Here is a 17372-nt window from a genome sequence, read left to right as displayed (position 1 = left end):
TACACTGACCACGATGGCTATGATAAGTGAATTACGAGTGAAGTTTTTGCCAATACTTAATAGCACGTTTGCCAGCGACTTAGTTGAGAAAGGGTTTATCTCAGCCATATCTTATCAATTAACGCCCTTGTCTACTCTATATTTCACAGACCATCTATTTGAGTATTTTTTGACTTAGGTTATCTATCCGTTCATCGGCTTAAACGACCTTTCAAAATATAACACTATCATTATTTGAATAACGGTTGAAAATTAGTGTTACATTAATGTTGCGATTCTACATATACTCAAGTTATTTATGCCAAAGTGCGTTGATATTGTATGGATTATGATCTATAAGCACTCACTCAAACCACCTACTAAGCTATGAAGGCTTTTTTAAAATAGGATAAATTTATAATGAAAATGGACTTTCCATCAAACTTAGCACTCAAAATGAGCGTACTTACTTTAGCAATCGTAGGCGTCGCTTCATGCACGACTATGGCAACAAGTACTGAGTCTCAACCAATGAATGCAAATACTACTAGCAGTACTGCCCTCGCTCTTGGCAACACTGCTATGGCTGGCGGCACTAACGATACTGTCGCTATCGGCAGTCAAGCCAATGCAGGACTCAACTCAGCTACAGCTGTCGGCGGCCAAGCCAACGCTGCTGGTCTAGGCTCAACGTCTATTGGCTGGCAGTCTAAAGCCACTGCTGAACGTGCGCAAGCTTTTGGTCATCTAGCCAATGCGAGCGGCGTACGCTCTACCGCAGTGGGTGAGGCAGCCATGGCTGGCGGTACTAATGATACCGTTGCCATCGGTAATAAAGCCAATGCGGTTCTGAACTCAGCAACGGCCGTTGGTGGTGAAGCCAACGCTACTGGTCTTGGCTCAACGTCTATTGGCTGGCAATCCAAAGCTAGCGCCGAACGCGCGCAAGCTTTTGGGCACATAGCCAACGCTAGTGGCGTACGTTCTACCGCAGTGGGAGAGGCAGCAGCAGCACAAGGTGCAAATTCGGTCGCCGTAGGAAATAAATCTATGGCAGGCGGCATGAACAGCATCGCTATCGGTAACGGTGCAATGGCAGCTAAAAACAACCAAGTCGTCTTAGGTAATGCCGGACAAGTACAGTCTAGTACTGCGTCACAGTCAGGTACGGTCAGAATAGTCACTATCGATGACAACGGCACTTTAGGCACGATGCTCGTTGACTACTACAAGTCAGCCAAATAACCATAGTAGAGTTGCTAACGCTGTTACAGCCATTAACCCTAGACAAAATAATGAGACCCCGCTATTGCGGGGTTTTTCTTGCTTGTCATTATTTATTCATTGATTTAAGTAATATTTAGAATAAAACGCTAGCATTAGTTGAGTTATTAATATAAGTTAATAGCTTATATATTCATAAATATGAATATATATTCGTATTTTTATTATAGGAGGAATTCAACACTGCGAGCAATATAAACTCTGTTATTACCTACTTAAACCACTATTAAGCTAAGATGGCTTTTTCAAAAGGATATAGCATTATGAAAACGGATTTTCTACCATGCTCAGCGATAAAAATCAGTACCCTCGCCTTAGCAATTGCCACGGCAACACTGATGTCAGTTTCTGCCTCAGCTGATGCAACTGCAGACTGTAATGAAAATGCTGGCGATGCAACTGCTCTAGAGTGCGGTGTTAATGCTACTGCAACGGGCGTAGATGCCCTCGCTGTCGGTACAGACTCGACTGCAATTGGCAATTCCACCACTGCTGTGGGCGGTGAATCAGCTGCTACTGGTCCTGGTGCAACTGCCGTCGGTTGGCAGGCTGTCACTCAGGGAAATCGCTCAACAGCGCTAGGACACCAGACCTCTGCAATCGGTGTTCAATCAGTCGCCGTCGGTGAAGATGCAACTGCCACAGGCAACGGTGCAATCGCTATCGGCGGTAACAACGACGTAAATGATGACGGAACCTTGGACGAAGACGGTGTTGGCTCAAATGCCAATGGTAATGACGCTGTGGCAATTGGTGCTGGTACTAGTGCTCAGGGTAACTCAACCACAGCAGTTGGCGGTGAATCAGTTGCTACCGGTCCTGGCGCAACGGCTATTGGTTGGCAGTCGGGAGCAAACGCTGAGCGCGCTCAAGCATTCGGCCATTTGGCGCAGGCAAACGGCGTACGCTCTACAGCAGTCGGTGAAGCGGCAACAGCTGGCGGTGACAACGATACGGTTGCTGTCGGTAATCAAGCCAATGCGGGCAACAATTCCGCTACTGCTGTCGGTGGTCAAGCAAACGCAGCGGGTGTGGGTTCAACGTCTGTCGGTTGGCAGTCACAAGCGACCGCTGAACGCGCTCAAGCATTCGGTCATTTAGCATCAGCAACGGGTGTTCGCTCGACCGCCGTCGGTGAAGCAGCTACCGCAGGCGGCTTAAACAGTATCGCTATCGGTAACCAAGCCTCCGCGGCAAACGACAACCAGATCACGCTGGGCGGCGCAGGTCAGCTGCAAGCAAGTACAAATTCACAAACAGGTAATACCAACATCGTCACCACCGATGCCAACGGCACTTTAGGCACTAGTGTCAGCGTAGACTCACTAGCAACATCTAGACAATTTAACGATTTGCGCAACGAGTACAATCGTCAAGAAGATCGTTTAGACGAAGCAGAAGACGGCATCGCTATGGCACTGTCTCTAGAAACCCCAGTCATTCCTTCAGGTAAACGCTATGCTATGTCGTTTGGCACAGGTTATTATAGCGGCGGCTCAGCACTAAGTACGTCTTTTGCAGGAAGACTCAATGACAGCATGACCATCTCAGCAGGTGCTGGTGTTGGTCTTGATACAGGCAAAGTCGGCGCACGTGGCGGGGTCACCTTTGCTTGGTAGAATATGATTAACCTTGATTAAATTAACTAAAATTAAGAAGACCCCGCAATTGCAGGGTCTTTTCATAACTAAAAAGGCTTAATTAGTACCCAAGTTCATTTGGGATTAGCTCTATACCTTATAGCTTTAAACTTTTTAAATAATACTTAGTTACTGCTGTAAGTATAAAGATTCAACACCTTAAATTCAGTTCTCTCCTCTCAGTACCGCTATCAAGTCCTAGACTCTAAAACCCAACCGTCATCTGCCAATAAATCAACACCGCACTCATACTAAAGAACGAGCCAATGGTAGAGACGATGACGATAGCCGACATGCGATCAACCAAGCCGTAATGCTGACCGATGATAGCGATGGTCGAGAACACCGGCGCTGAGGCAAACAGCATAGCCACATATTTATCCTCTAGCGTACCGCCCGGGATGAGAGTAATAGCGAGCAAAATCATCAGCGGATGCAGTATCAGCTTACCCAAGCCGACCGTAGTGATTTTCGGCAAATCGCCTTTTAGCTCCAGCCCATATAGGCTCATACCGATGACGAACAGTGCCACCGGAGCCGCCGCGCCAGTAAGTATTTGCGCGGTTTGGGCGACCACTTGCGGTATAGGCAGACTAAAGATAGAGAAGATCACGCTGACTACTAAGGCGATGATAAGCGGGTTACGAGTGAAATTTTTGCCAATACCGAGCAGCACGCTGGCTAGAGACTTATTTGAAGTGGGATTTATATCAGCCATGATAAACAGCATCGGCAGGATGATCAGGTTTTCGATGAGGACGCCCATAGATAAATAACTGGCAGCCTTATCAGTGCCTATGACCATAGAGACCACCGCATAGCCAATAAAAGCGCTATTAGAGAACGAGAGCGCAGTAGAGTTGAGCGCCGCTGAGACGTTGTCTTGTCGCCAGATCATTTTGGTCAATACGACACCGATCATAAAAGCCATAACCGAGCCTAAAGCGTAGGTAAACAGATAATGCGGCAATATGACCTGTTGAAAAGGCATGTCTGCAATGGCATTAAACATGAGTGCTGGCAGCGCAATATTTAATACCAAACTACCCATGCCTTTGGCGTGCTTAGGATCGATAGCTCTAATGCGCACACATAAATAGCCAAGCGCGATGATGATAAAGATAGGGGCGGTGATGTTAATGATGTCTAACATAGGTGTGATTGCCCCTTGTAGGCATGGGTATAATCAAGCGATTATAATCAATCAATCTGCGGATAAATATAAAATCAAACGCTAACGCCTTTTTTAGCGACCTTTAAACTCAGCATCCCTTCTCTCGACCATCGCCATCGCGCCTTCGCGAGCGTCTTCTGAATGAAATAAATGCGGCAGATAACTGTGAATATTAGCTAATGCAGCAGCAGGACCACTACGGCTAGCATCTTGCGCTGAGGACAGCAGGCCTTGTACCCCAAGCGGTGCCGCTTGACAAATCTCTTGGGCCAGAGTTAGCGCGCGCTCGTATTCTTCACCATTGGCGACGACTTCGCTAACTAGATTTAGCCTATCTGCCGTTTGTGCGTCAAAAGGTTTGCCTGTGAGTAGATACGGCATGGCTTTTTGCCAGCCAGCTGCTGCGACAAATCTGACCGTCGCCCCACCAAACGGCATGATACCGCGCTGCACCTCCATCTGGGCAAAATTGCAATTGCTGCTGGCGATAACCACGTCGCTGTTGAGCATCAGCTCAATACCCGCGGTAAAGCAAGTGCCTTGTATCGCCACTACCACAGGTTTAGTGCGCAGTTTGCCGCCAATGCCCCAGGGATCGATCTCATCATTATCAAATTCAAACGCGCCCTTATCCCATTTATCTTGTAGCTCCATTAAATCAAGACCAGCGGTGAAATGCTCACCATGGGCAAAGATAAGTGCACAACGCAGATTATCGTCGTTTTCGTAGCGAGTCAGCGCTTCGGAGAGTTGTTTGATCATATGGCTGTCAAAGGCATTGCGTTTGTCGGCGCGATTGAGACCGATAAGGCAGATGTAGTCGTCGGTTTCAAAAGTGATGCGGTTGTTGGTCTTGTTTTGAGTGGTCATGAGTTTGTCCTTTTTAGATTTTTTGTTACGCTAAAATTGTGTGATTTAAGTTCTTTTAAGTGAGTACTACTGACTTTTAATATAGACATCCTTACCCTATAACACAAGACGAAAAGCACAGCACGCAAGCTGGCTGCATTAATAACAAATATAATTTTAATAAAATTCACTTCTAGCATGTAAGGTATATTGACGATGGTTAATTCAACTTCTACGAACTTCTACGATACTTATGATAGTACTACTCCATGTTTTGATAGCTTGCTTGAGACGGTAAACTCATTAAGTGATAGCTCTATTGACTCTTTAGATGACATAGATTGGCAGCCTGTTTCTGGTGGTGATATTAATGAGGCAAGCTTACTGACTATAGGCAATTCAGAGCGAAAAAAACATATAAGCCAGCAGATTTTTCTAAAGCAAAACACTATTGAGAAAGCGCCAGTGCTCGAGGCTGAAGTCGCAGGGTTAGCGGCTATATATGCAACAGGAGCACGTACTTGCCAGCCTTTAGCGTTTGGGGTTGATAATGAGCGCGCCCGTAGTTTTTTATTATTATCGGTGATTCACTCTTATAAAGGTTCAGCTACCAGCATGACTGAAGGCTGGCAGGATTTAGCCCTGCAGCTGGCAACTTTGCATCAGGCCATAGCGCCACAGCCTAAAACTAATCAGTCTGATAACTCTGATAAACTTGATAACAACCAACCCTCACAGTGGTACGCCGGCTGGTTTGATGATAATTTTATTGGTAGTAGTCCTCAGCGTAATAGCTGGACGGCGGACTGGCATGAATTTTTTGCCAGTCAAAGATTGGGCGTACAGTTGCAAATGGCTTTTGATAGGCAGCGAATAGACAGCCAAACTCTACAACAGATCGAGCGTATTCAGCATAAGCTAGAACAGCTTTTGCCGAATTATCCGCTTACAGACGATGCAGAACAACCCAGACCGAGCTTACTGCATGGTGACTTGTGGGCAGGTAACGCTATGCTCGGTCAAGCGGCTGATAATAATAACAATAGAAACAGTACTAAAGCGCTTGGCTATTTGATAGATCCTGCCGTTTATGTCGGTCATCCTGAGACTGATCTGGCGATGACACAGATGTTTGGCGGCTTTACGTCAGCGTTTTATGATGCGTATCTAGAGTATGGTCTAATGGAGAATGGATTTAGCGATCGGGTAGATATCTATAACCTTTATCACTACCTAAATCATCTGAATTTATTTGGCAGCGGTTATTTGAGTGCCGTACAGCGCATTGCGCAGCGCTTTGGAGGTTAAAGAGCGTTAAAGTATAAGACATTATTGAATGTGTAGATAAAATGGTGGCGCTGTGCTAATTACATTCTACGTCAAATTTACAGCCTGCTTCTAATACAGGTATATTTGAGTCTCTTTAAAAGTGTTAAAGCTTAGTGCTGCAGGGATGCTTTTTAGCATGAGTTGCGCAGCCTCTGTCAGCGTAGACACAGCACGCAAGTAAAATTCATCCCAGCAGCACGTGGTATAGAGTGTGTTAATTTTATTTAGGATTGCCTATACCATAATAACAGTTGACCTCATTTTTAATAACTGCCAAGATTATCTAATTTGCGATAATAATCAGAGTGTTTTATGGAATTTTGGCATGGATTTCTGCTGATCACTAGCGTGCATTTGCTCGCAGCTGCCTCCCCTGGCCCTGACTTTGTCTTAGTTTCACGTGAAACATTAACAAAAGGTCGGCGTACCGGACTGATTTGTAGTTTGGGGATTACCCTTGGTCTTGCCGTACATATTATCTATTCGGTACTAGGGCTGGCGGCAGTCATTGCGCATTCGCAGCCGCTACTGACCGCTATTAAATGGTTGGGCGGTGCTTATCTTATTTATCTCGGTTGGCAAGGGATTCAAGCGAGGTCGAAAGCGCCAACAAAGTTGGTAGATAACCATTCACTAGATCAATCTGCTTACTCGTTGTCGCAAACGCCATCTTCTACCGAATCTACATTCGCTACCCTGCGCCGCGGCTTCTTTTGCAATGTCTTTAATCCTAAAGCGCCAGTGTATTTTGTGGCCATATTTACCTTAGTGCTCTCACCCGACATTCCGCTTTGGCAGCTCTCCATTTATGGTGTATGGATGATGGTCTTACAGATGGCATGGTTTAGCACAGTAGTGATGCTACTGTCCATTCCTGCTATTCTTAGACGTTTTCAGCGTTTTGAGCACTGGATAGATCGCGTGCTTGGTACAGCGATGATCGTATTGGGCCTAAACCTGATTTTCCGCAGTCGATAAGCCGTTGATTAGCCGCAAAATCTGCTACACTGACGACTTATATCCATCTATCAAAGCATCATACTATGACAACCAAGCCCATCAAGAGCACCCCTTCAAGCAGTAAACCCAACACCAACCCTGGCACCAAACATAGAAACAGATCGCCTGCTACTGCCAAAAAACTCGGTCAGCTACATCCGCGCAATCCGCACCAAGGCCGTTATGATTTTGACCTATTAACGCGCGCCCTACCCGAACTTGCCGACTACACCATTACCAATCCAAAAGGCGAGCCGACGATCAATTTCTCTGATCATCAGGCCGTACGTACGCTCAATAAAGCGCTATTATTGCAGTATTACGGTATCAAGTTTTGGGACATTCCAGAGGGTTATTTGTGTCCGCCTATTCCCGGACGCGCTGATTATATTCACTACGTTGCTGATTTGCTCGCGCAAACGACTCATATTAATGAAGATAATACCCCGCCGACTGGTAAGCAAATTCATGCCCTTGATATTGGCACCGGTGCCAGCGCTATTTACCCTATTATTGGTAGTCGAAGCTATGGCTGGCGTTTTACGGCAAGCGATATTGATCCGGTTTCCGTTAATACTGCGGCGCTGATTTGTGAGGCTAATCCGAAGCTAAAAGGCGCGGTTAAAGTTAAGCTGCAACCTGAGCCCAAGCATATTTTTAAAAATATTATCGGTCGTCAGGACTACTTTGACATCGTAGTTTGTAATCCACCGTTTCATGCCTCACTTGAAGAGGCAGTAGAGGCCAATAGTCGTAAACAGCATAACCTGCAAAGACATCGTGGTAAAAATACAAGTGAACAAGTAAGCCGTAGCTCAACGAAATCGGGAAATGCGGCGCAAAACCTAAACTTTGGCGGTCAACATAAAGAATTATGGTCTGAAGGTGGTGAGATCGCCTTTTTGACCAAGATGATAAGGGAGAGCCGAGATTTTGCCGAGCACGTGGGCTGGTTTACTTCTTTGGTATCAAAGTCTGAAAATGTGAAACCATTGCAGCAATTATTAAAAGAGCTTGGTGTTGCGCAGATGCGTATTATAGAGATGAGCCAAGGCCAGAAAAGCACGCGAGTATTGGCTTGGCGCTTTACAATGGATGAAACCGAATAACTATGTAGCTTATCCTGATAGACTCTAGATGAAACAATGCTATTGATTGGTGTCTGTTAATATGTTTCATGTGAAACTAGTAATCTTCTAAAATTCAGAATTAAGTTTCACGTGAAACAACAATGTAATCAATAGTAGGTCTTTATAGCTAAAGATAATTAATGCTCCAGTCTTTCCCAAAAGCCGTACTTTTTACCATGCTTTTCTTTGAGCGCAATACTATACTCTTGATGAGTATTAAGACTACTATAACTATCAACTGATCTACTGATGACAGCGTCTAATTTAACTAAATGCTTATAATATCTAGCTGCATGTCCATAAGCTAGCGTCCGAACATTCTCTAAAATATCATTAAGTAGGCTGCGGTAAACGACGACTCGAATGAGATTAGTATCATCGGGAAGACGTTTGAGCCACTGAGTGAGCGCTGTGTAGTGTATATTATCGAACTCTTCTTGACGAGTGATAGCGACTTGATTAGCACGCGCCCTCTCCTCTATCTCAAGCCATAGCTCTATAGCCGTAAATATGTCTTGTTGCTGCTCGGCAAGTTCATAGATTTTTTTACGCAAACTGGCCTGCTCAGCTGGACTAGCCATAGTCATGATTTGCTTGAAGCGCGTAGGTGTAGGATCAAGCTCAAAAGCTGCATTTAATGTTTCTAGCTGCAATGCGCTATTGTTTTGCTGACGGTATATCTCAATGAACCAGTCTAAACGTGCCACTTCATTTAAACTGCCCTCTACTATCCTGTCCGCATTTAAATGGCGCAGTGCCACATCAAAGGCTTGATGCTTAAGTAAAAAACGTATCAACTTATCAAACTCGTATTGGGAAAAGGCTCTATGGCTGCTTAAGTATAAGTATATATCCTCAAACATTTTTATATCACTTAGTGCCCACGCCAAATCAATTAATGCAGTCTCAAGACGTCTTTTCTCAAAAGTATTGGCATTCATTGGCTGAAGAATAATAGATTCTGCTAGAGGTTCATCATCGCTAAAGGCGTCAGTAAGTAAAATTTCATAATCATAGCGATAATCTTCGATAAGTGCTTGGATCTCAGCTGGCGCTAGCAATAGATCCACGTTATGCAGTAGGTTGTCTTTGGTGCCGTAGTCGTTATCTGTCGCCATCGCTTTTACTTTATCACTCCAAGCTTGGCTTAAGATGTCTTGTTCATCAAGAGCTACCGTCTTTTTTTGGTGGGCGTAGCAAGTAGCGGCGACTTGTAACCAAGACTTAGTTAAGCTTTTATATAAGTCATTGATATCACCTTTTGTATCATCAACGCGCTCTAAACTAGAGTCTGTTGACTCTATAAATAACTCAAGTAAGTCTAAACATGCCTTCGGCAGCTCAGGATGAAGACTCATCACGTCATCAGCCAAATAATGCAGCTCAGTGACAAAATCGCTGTATTCCCAATAATTCAAGACTTTACGGCGGCGTCTTAATCCCTTTAATGTAGAGGTTAGCTTTTTAACAAGTTTGGGTTTATCAGATTGTAATAACAAACGTTCGATCTTTTTGTCTAACAATTTGTCCATACCTTGGACATCGGATATAAAATCAACTAAGGCAGTTTTAGGTAGTTTTGATAATCCTTTTTTTTGTTCATCATCTAGCATTATTATACTCCTAGCTGCGTACTTGTTAGTTTTGTAAAAAGGTTTCACATGAAACAAAAAAGCCATCTTGCTAGCAAGATGGCTTTAATTATTGACTTATTATGAGTTGAAATACAATATTTGAATCAAAAGCTTAATTTAAATATCTAGATTAGAAACTGTCAGGGCATTCTCTTCAATAAAGATACGGCGCGGCTCAACATGATCACCCATAAGACACGTAAACATATGATCCGCAGCAATGGCATCTTCAATAGTCACCCGTAGCATGCGGCGATTCTCAGGGTCCATCGTCGTATCCCAAAGCTGATCGGCATTCATCTCACCCAGCCCCTTGTAGCGCTGAACAGACAAGCCGCGGCGCGCATCAAGCATCATTTGTTGCCACAAATAATCAAAATCACGAATCGGAATGTCTTTATTAGCAGCACTACTACCCTCACGGCGAATAAAGGCGCTATCTTCTAACAAAGTATTCCATTCACTAGATAGACGCAGCAGCTTTGAGTATTCTCCTGAATTGATAAAGCTAGCATCAAGCAAATAATGATGCGCCAATTGATGCACATAAATAGTGACACGTGGTAGCCACTGCGCTTTAGTGGATAGCATCTCGCTATCCGCTAGGCTTTCTGGTTCAGGAGTCATACCTAGCAAATCAGCTGCTGCTGCATCTATATCGTCAGATTCAGAGACAGGAGCATGAATATTAACCAGCTCAATCTCAGGACTTAATTCACTACCAAAATGCTCCAGCTGAGTTTGCAACTTACCTGCCCACTCCTCCATCACTGACTTATCATAAGTCATATCCGTACTAAGCTTTGGCGTATGCGTTAGCGCATCAAGCAAGGTCGCTGGAAAACGAATTTGCAAACGCGCTTTGATCAATTGCGTTTGGTTATAATCGTTCAATAAAGTCTCAAGCGCTTGCCCAGTGATTGCAGGAGCATCCGCGCTGACATGCAGCTTAGTATTATCAATAGTTGATGACAATAAATAAGCTTTTAGCGCTTCATCATCTTTTAGATATAACTCTTGACGGCCTTTTTTAACCTTATAAAGTGGCGGCTGCGCAATATAAATATAACCGCGCTCGATCAGCTCCGGCGTTTGGCGGAAAAAGAAGGTCAGCAGCAAAGTACGAATGTGTGAACCATCCACGTCGGCATCAGTCATGATAATGATTTTATGATAGCGTACTTTATCAGGGTTATACTCATCAGGACCGATACCACAGCCAAGCGCGGTAATCAGGTTACCGACCTCAGCTGATGAGAGCATCTTGTCGAAACGCGCGCGCTCAACGTTCAGAATTTTACCTTTTAGCGGCAAAATCGCTTGCGTCTTACGGCTACGACCCTGCTTGGCAGAGCCACCAGCAGAGTCGCCCTCCACAATGTACAGCTCAGACAAAGCAGGGTCTTTTTCTTGGCAGTCAGCAAGTTTACCGGGCAGACCAGCAATATCTAAAGTAGTTTTGCGGCGCGTCATCTCCCGCGCTTTACGCGCAGCATCACGTGCGCGCGCAGCATCGATAATCTTGCCAGCGATAGCTTTACCCGCGCTTGGGTTTTCAAGCAAATAATCATTAAATCGATCATGCATCGCTGATTCAACAGCTGATCTGACTTCACTTGATACCAGCTTATCTTTGGTTTGGCTAGAGAACTTAGGATCGGGTACTTTAACTGAGACAATCGCCGTCAAACCTTCTCGAGCATCATCGCCTGTTGCCACTACTTTCTCTTTTTTGAACAAGTTCTCGCTATCCATATAGCTATTCAAAACACGAGTCAGCGCTGAACGAAAGCCTGATAAATGTGTCCCGCCATCACGCTGCGGAATATTATTAGTAAAGCATAATACTTTCTCGTTATAAGTGTCAGACCACTGCAGCGCAACCTCTACCGCAATACCGTCATCTTGTTCGCTAGTAAAATGAAAGACATCATTGATACCGTCTTTACCTGCATTAATGTAGCTCACAAACTCTGACAGACCGCCTTTGTGTTCAAACTCATGACGCTTATCGATACGCTCATCTGTCAATACAATACGTACGCCTGAGTTTAAGAATGACAATTCACGCAAACGCTTAGCTAGAATATCATATTCAAAGATAGTGCCCGTAAATACATCGTTGCTCGGATAAAAACGGATTTGCGTACCGGTTTTATCGGTGGCCTCCATTTGCTGGATTTCACTGTCTGGCACACCATCAGAATAAGTTTGCTGATAATGATAACCTTCGCGCCAGATATTCATCTCAAGCTTTTTGGACAGCGCATTGACAACTGAGACACCTACGCCATGCAAACCGCCCGAGACCTTATAGCTATTGTCATCGAATTTACCACCCGCGTGAAGGACGGTCATAATAACTTGCGCCGCAGACACCCCCTCTTCTGGATGAATATCCACAGGGACGCCGCGTCCGTTATCGCTCACGCTTACCGACTCATCTTCATGAATGATAATATCAATCTGATCGCAGTGGCCAGCGAGCGCCTCATCGATAGAGTTATCCACCACCTCAAAGACCATATGGTGCAGGCCTGTGCCATCATCAGTATCACCGATGTACATACCAGGACGCACACGCACAGCCTCAAGCCCGCGCAGTACGCGAATATCTTTGGAGCTATAATCAGAGGGTAACCCTTCAGGGGCGATATCAGTATCAATGGCTTCGACAAAGCTACCTGATGTTAATTGCTCATAGTCGATAGGTAATGAATCACTCATGTACATTCCTCAATCTAGCCGTAATCAGCCATTTATCACAAGCGCGCCACTGTGGCGTAAACTTATAACTTTGTTTTAAAATCAACTTACTAACGTTAATATCTTAAATTCATAATCAACATACGTATAAGCATACCTATATTAAATTACAGTATTAGTTTGATCATAATCTAGATTCTTACCTAAAAGTACAAGATCAGTAACTGACCATTAAAACGAAATATTGTTAATAATATAACGATTTAGAACTAGATATAAAAAATTATTAAACGATAGGATAAACTGCTGAAGATAGGGCAAAAATAAAGCCTTATTTTAACATTTTTTTGTCTCTAAGTCACTGTTTACTGGACAATTTATACCTTTTTATCAAACTATGTATGACAAAAAACTATTATCAAAATTGCAAAGAAAAAACGCCTTGTTTCACATGAAACAATTTAGGTTTTGACCAAAGTTTATTCACTAATGGAACAATATCATCGGTTAAGCTGGTCATAAATACTTGACAAGGTAGCTGAGATAATGTCGATAGCAATATATCTATTGCTCTACCATCTAACTCTGCGGTGATATCATCTAATAACACCACTGGTATAACTTTTGGTGCAATTTTGGTCTCGTTATTGGTTGTTATATCAGCTTCGTTTTGCTCGTAAGTTTGCTCATTCTTTTGTTTACTAGGCATTTCATAGTTAAGTAGCAAGGGCAACTGTGATAGACGTAGAGCGGTAATTAGTAGCTTTTTCTCACCACGCGATAAGACATTAGCAGCTTGCTCTTTTAAAACAGGTAAGGTCTTATCGGCAGTTAATTTATCTTGCTCAGCATCAGTATCAGCATTTGGATGATTGTCAGCGTCTAGATGAGTATCAGGCTTGTCACTAGCCTCTGTAGTTTTGGTATGAACAGCTTTAGAGCTAGAGCGCCAATGCACATGGACATCAGCTCGGTGGTTACCAATACGGGTATAACCCAAATGCATATCCTGCTCTAAACGTTCATTAAGCTGTATATCTAGAGCAATATCAGTATCATAACCGGCGTTGTAGCTCAAGCTTAACTGATCAGCATAAGCAGGTAATAGCTGAGTGTTAGTTTGAGCAAAATAAGGCTGCCAGGCATGAAAGACTTGCTCACGGTAGTGGTTGATTAGTGCAGCGTGACTAGCAAGCCCTTTATCCCAAGCTTTTAGTTCTGCAAGCTGGTTTTTATTTAAAGCATTAGTTTGTTTAAGCAGGCTATTACGCTGCTTAAGTAGGCGCTGGTACGCCACCCACTGTGGATGAAAGCCAGGTTTCATGTGAAACACTAACCAGTCAAGAAGTTGTCGGCGGCTGGCACTACCTTGCTCTAACATGTCCATAGTTGAGGGGTCGATAAGTAATGTCGGCAGCTGTTCTGTTAGGATACTTTGATTGTAGACCGTATTTTGATTGAGACGGAGGATGGTAGTGGCGTCGACCGCTTTTTGAATAGCCAGTGTGCTTTTGTCGCTAAGCTTAGCGTAAACTGTAGCTGCAGACTGATGATGTTGTATATAGCGCTTGGGCTGATGATGCCGAAAGCTTTTACCGCGCGATAACAAAAACACCGCTTCTAATAGCGAGGTTTTACCACTGCCATTAGCGCCGATAATGACGTTACAAGTAGCTGTGTGTAAATCAGCTTCACTAAGATTACGCAAATGCGAGACTTGCAGACGTTTAATCATAATACTGATAACAGCCCGTTTATATTATTAGTCATCGCAGCAGCGAATGTTGTAAACCTTTGATCTGCTCACTTTTCATCAATCTATATGTGCTATATACGCATAGGCATAATGACATACTGATGCAGCTCATCATTAAGCTGATTGACTAGCACGGAGGCATTTGATTGACTCATATGCATTTGTACATCGCCTTGAATAACGCTTAGTACGTCTTGCAGGTAAGCTGCATTAAAGGACAGCTCCATAGGTTCGCCTTGATATTTGGCCTGTAGCATCTCAACCGCTTCGTCTTGCTCGGCATTGTTGGCACGTACCTCAATCATACCGTCATCAGCGAAACTAAATACTACCCCGCGCGATTTTTCATTACTTAAGATTGCCACTCGGCGCAGCACATCCGTAAGCTTGTCTTGGCTAAGCAGAGCTAATTTATCGGTGTTACTTGGCATCACACGGCGATAATCAGGGAACTTACCATCGATAAGCCGTGCGGTAAAAGTCACCATCAGATTTTGATTGACCTGCCCTGCACTATCTACCTCTCCAAACGGCAGATTCACTTGTAAAAACTCGCGTCCAAAGCTTAGCGTGACCCTATTGTCCTGCTCACCTAGCATTTTACCAAGCTCAGTGGTTAAACGCTCCAGCTCAATTACCGCCTTACGCGGCAAAATAGCCTGCATACTCATCTCTGCATCCACATCGATGGCACTACGGGCCAATGCTAGTCTATGACCGTCGGTTGCCACCGTAGTCAGTTGTCGCTGAGAGACATCGAACAGCATACCCGTCAGATAGTAACGTACATCTTGGATGGCCATGGCAAACTGAGTTTTATGGATCAGATCAATGAGACGACTACGATCAATAGTAAGCGGAGTAATATTCTCAGGATTGCCTAAACTTGGATAATCCTCGCTAGGCAAAGTCCCTAAAGTAAAGCGGCTTTTACCACTGGTAAGCAGACAACGCTCATTTTCTTGAGTTGTCAGATCAATTTGCGCTTGGGCAGGGAGTGATTTACAAATTTCTCGTAATTTTGTTGCCGGTAAAGTCGTTGCACCCGCCTCAATACAAGCACCAGATGGTAGCTTTAAAGTTGAAGTCAGCTCTACTTCTAAGTCGGATGCAGTTAGGATCAATTCAGACTCAGTTAGCTGCAGCTTAATATTGCCTAAAATGACCATATTATGGCGTTTATCAGCGGCCTTAGCGATCAAATTAATGGCTTTTAATAGTGACTCTCGATTAATCGATAATTGCATACTGAATTACTCTTATTTAAATGATTATTTTTATAATAGACTATTAGCGATGGCGTATCGTCAATATAGATAATTTACGATTAAATTCTCACCATTATAAACCATATCTACAGATTAAAACCACTTGCTAGTAAGCTACTAATAGCTGCTATCTCTAAGCAGATTAAGCAGCCTGTAACATCAAAGACAACGTTTTATAATCCTTATCAAAAGCTGGATCTGCCGCGCGCAGTTGAGCCACTTTATCACAAGCGTGCATCACTGTTGTATGATCACGACCACCAAATGATTGTCCAATCTCAGGAAAGCTATCACCCGTCAACTCGCGCGCTAAAGCCATGGCTATTTGACGTGGCCTTGCGATACTGCGCGTCCGTTTGCGCCCCATGATATCTTTTACCGTCACATCGTAGTATTCGGCGACCACCTTACGAATATTATCCATATTGACCGCTTGCACGCGCATAGCAACAATATCTTTTAGCGCGTATTGCACCATCTCAAGGGTAATTGGCGCCCCTGTCAAATTAGCATTGGCAAACACTTGGTTTAGAGCGCCTTCTAAACGCCTAACGTTAGAGACTACATTTTGAGCGATAAATAGGGCGCATTCTTTAGGTAAAGTCATGCCATACCAAGCTGCCTTTTTTTGTAGAATCTGCACGCGTGTATCGATCTCAGGAGGATCAATGGCCACAGTCAAGCCCCAAGAAAAACGCGATCTAAAGCGCTCGTCAAATTCTGTCATCTGCGAGGGATGACGATCTGAAGCTAAAATTAGCTGTTTGTCACCACTAGTAAAATCAGCAAACAAAGTTAAAAACTCATTACTACTTTTAGTCTTTCCAGCTAATACATGAATATCATCTACAATTAATAAATCTACTTTTTTTATTTTCTTTTTAAAATCTTCTATTTTATTATTTCTTAATGAATAAACTAATTGATTAATAAATTTTTCAGAAGTGAAATAATAAAAACTTTGATTATTTCTTAAATAGCGATGCGCTACAGAATGCATTAAATGGGTTTTTCCCAATCCAGAATGTCCGTATATAAACAAGGGATTGTGACGATTTTTTGACTGACGCTTGCCAAGCTCATAGCAAGCTTTATAAGCTAAGTTATTTGACTTACCAGTAACGAAGGTTTCAAAAGTAAAATCAGGATTTAGATAACTTAAAGACTTAGTTTCAGTAGAGTCAATAAGGGCTGTATGCTGTCTATCAGTAAGGATATCTGCTTTGTTATTATCATCTTGCACACGGTTTTGAGCCCGATCATTCACAGGGTTTGTGAGGGGAGGGGAGGGCTTATTTTCTACAAGCTCATTTTCTACAAATAATGAGCCTGACTCTTGGTAACCGCTATCACTGGTGCTGGTTGTACTACGATTGGCATTATCAACACGGACGAGAACCTCTTCAATACTGCCTTGGCTATGTTTGGTTACCAGCTGGTGAATATCGGCTAGATGGTTTTTTCTGATATAGGTCACGAAATAATCATTGGGCGCAAGAATGATAAGTGTTTGCGCTTCTTGATGCGCTGATAGTGGTCGCAGCCACATCGTAAATACGTTATCTTTAACGTGATAACGTAAGTCGTTTAGACATCTATCCCAAACTGTTGCTGTGTCTATCAT

General features: G+C 43.6%; 12 protein-coding genes. 5 read left to right on the top strand and 7 right to left on the bottom strand.

Features of this window, described 5'->3' with window-relative positions; translation table 11 throughout:
- Positions 1-399 precede the first annotated feature (399 nt).
- Positions 400-1224, top strand: a complete 825-nt coding sequence (locus ACR63N_RS00060; RefSeq protein ID WP_367111136.1) for a hypothetical protein — start codon at positions 400-402, stop codon at positions 1222-1224.
- Positions 1225-1526: 302 nt separating this feature from the next.
- On the top strand, positions 1527-2882 hold the full coding sequence (locus tag ACR63N_RS00055) for a YadA-like family protein (protein WP_367110690.1): 1356 nt from the start codon (positions 1527-1529) through the stop codon (positions 2880-2882).
- Positions 2883-3108: 226 nt separating this feature from the next.
- Here the strand turns inward: ACR63N_RS00055 and ACR63N_RS00050 are convergent, their stop codons facing one another.
- Together ACR63N_RS00050 and ACR63N_RS00045 are read right to left on the bottom strand one after the other, a co-directional pair.
- On the bottom strand, positions 3109-4056 hold the full coding sequence (locus ACR63N_RS00050; protein ID WP_472782279.1) for an AEC family transporter: 948 nt from the start codon (positions 4054-4056) through the stop codon (positions 3109-3111).
- Between the two features lie 93 nt (positions 4057-4149).
- Positions 4150-4947 (bottom strand): crotonase/enoyl-CoA hydratase family protein, encoded by a 798-nt coding sequence (locus ACR63N_RS00045; RefSeq protein ID WP_367104806.1) that lies wholly within the window; start codon positions 4945-4947, stop codon positions 4150-4152.
- Between the two features lie 195 nt (positions 4948-5142).
- Between ACR63N_RS00045 and ACR63N_RS00040 the strand changes: the two genes are divergently transcribed.
- The 3 genes from ACR63N_RS00040 to rlmF all read left to right on the top strand — a co-directional run bounded on the left by ACR63N_RS00040 (position 5143) and on the right by rlmF (position 8363).
- On the top strand, positions 5143-6234 hold the full coding sequence (locus ACR63N_RS00040; RefSeq protein WP_472782278.1) for a fructosamine kinase family protein: 1092 nt from the start codon (positions 5143-5145) through the stop codon (positions 6232-6234).
- A 333-nt stretch (positions 6235-6567) separates the two neighbouring features.
- Positions 6568-7233 (top strand): LysE family translocator, encoded by a 666-nt coding sequence (locus ACR63N_RS00035; RefSeq protein ID WP_472782277.1) that lies wholly within the window; start codon positions 6568-6570, stop codon positions 7231-7233.
- Positions 7234-7298: 65 nt separating this feature from the next.
- Positions 7299-8363: a 23S rRNA (adenine(1618)-N(6))-methyltransferase RlmF gene (gene rlmF / locus ACR63N_RS00030; protein WP_367111132.1), complete on the top strand. Its 1065-nt coding sequence runs from the start codon at positions 7299-7301 to the stop codon at positions 8361-8363.
- A gap of 158 nt (positions 8364-8521) precedes the next feature.
- Here rlmF and ACR63N_RS00025 read toward each other — a convergent pair whose 3' ends face one another.
- From ACR63N_RS00025 to dnaA, 5 genes are all read right to left on the bottom strand, one after another.
- Positions 8522-9997, bottom strand: coding sequence for a DUF6880 family protein (locus ACR63N_RS00025; protein WP_367111131.1), 1476 nt, complete (start codon positions 9995-9997; stop codon positions 8522-8524).
- Positions 9998-10135: 138 nt separating this feature from the next.
- Positions 10136-12745 (bottom strand): DNA topoisomerase (ATP-hydrolyzing) subunit B, encoded by a 2610-nt coding sequence (gene gyrB / locus ACR63N_RS00020; protein WP_472782276.1) that lies wholly within the window; start codon positions 12743-12745, stop codon positions 10136-10138.
- A 397-nt stretch (positions 12746-13142) separates the two neighbouring features.
- On the bottom strand, positions 13143-14459 hold the full coding sequence (gene recF, locus ACR63N_RS00015; RefSeq protein WP_472782275.1) for a DNA replication/repair protein RecF: 1317 nt from the start codon (positions 14457-14459) through the stop codon (positions 13143-13145).
- Positions 14460-14551: 92 nt separating this feature from the next.
- The gene (gene dnaN, locus ACR63N_RS00010) at positions 14552-15727 is read right to left on the bottom strand and encodes a DNA polymerase III subunit beta (RefSeq protein ID WP_472782274.1); all 1176 of its coding nucleotides are present in this window, start codon (positions 15725-15727) and stop codon (positions 14552-14554) included.
- A gap of 163 nt (positions 15728-15890) precedes the next feature.
- On the bottom strand, positions 15891-17372 hold the full coding sequence (gene dnaA / locus ACR63N_RS00005; protein WP_367104798.1) for a chromosomal replication initiator protein DnaA: 1482 nt from the start codon (positions 17370-17372) through the stop codon (positions 15891-15893).

The sequence above is a fragment of the Psychrobacter sp. M4 genome, from assembly GCF_055699795.1.
Note: the sequence above shows the minus strand (reverse complement) of the source record. Positions and strands in the feature narration are given on the sequence as shown.

Coding starts and splice junctions, on each gene's coding strand:
- ACR63N_RS00060 (WP_367111136.1), top strand. CDS start 400: ATGAAAATGGACTTTCCATCAAACTTAGCACTCAAAATGAGCGTACTT.
- ACR63N_RS00055 (WP_367110690.1), top strand. CDS start 1,527: ATGAAAACGGATTTTCTACCATGCTCAGCGATAAAAATCAGTACCCTC.
- ACR63N_RS00050 (WP_472782279.1), bottom strand. CDS start 4,056: ATGTTAGACATCATTAACATCACCGCCCCTATCTTTATCATCATCGCG.
- ACR63N_RS00045 (WP_367104806.1), bottom strand. CDS start 4,947: ATGACCACTCAAAACAAGACCAACAACCGCATCACTTTTGAAACCGAC.
- ACR63N_RS00040 (WP_472782278.1), top strand. CDS start 5,143: ATGGTTAATTCAACTTCTACGAACTTCTACGATACTTATGATAGTACT.
- ACR63N_RS00035 (WP_472782277.1), top strand. CDS start 6,568: ATGGAATTTTGGCATGGATTTCTGCTGATCACTAGCGTGCATTTGCTC.
- rlmF (WP_367111132.1), top strand. CDS start 7,299: ATGACAACCAAGCCCATCAAGAGCACCCCTTCAAGCAGTAAACCCAAC.
- ACR63N_RS00025 (WP_367111131.1), bottom strand. CDS start 9,997: ATGCTAGATGATGAACAAAAAAAAGGATTATCAAAACTACCTAAAACT.
- gyrB (WP_472782276.1), bottom strand. CDS start 12,745: ATGAGTGATTCATTACCTATCGACTATGAGCAATTAACATCAGGTAGC.
- recF (WP_472782275.1), bottom strand. CDS start 14,459: ATGATTAAACGTCTGCAAGTCTCGCATTTGCGTAATCTTAGTGAAGCT.
- dnaN (WP_472782274.1), bottom strand. CDS start 15,727: ATGCAATTATCGATTAATCGAGAGTCACTATTAAAAGCCATTAATTTG.
- dnaA (WP_367104798.1), bottom strand. CDS start 17,372: ATGATAGACACAGCAACAGTTTGGGATAGATGTCTAAACGACTTACGT.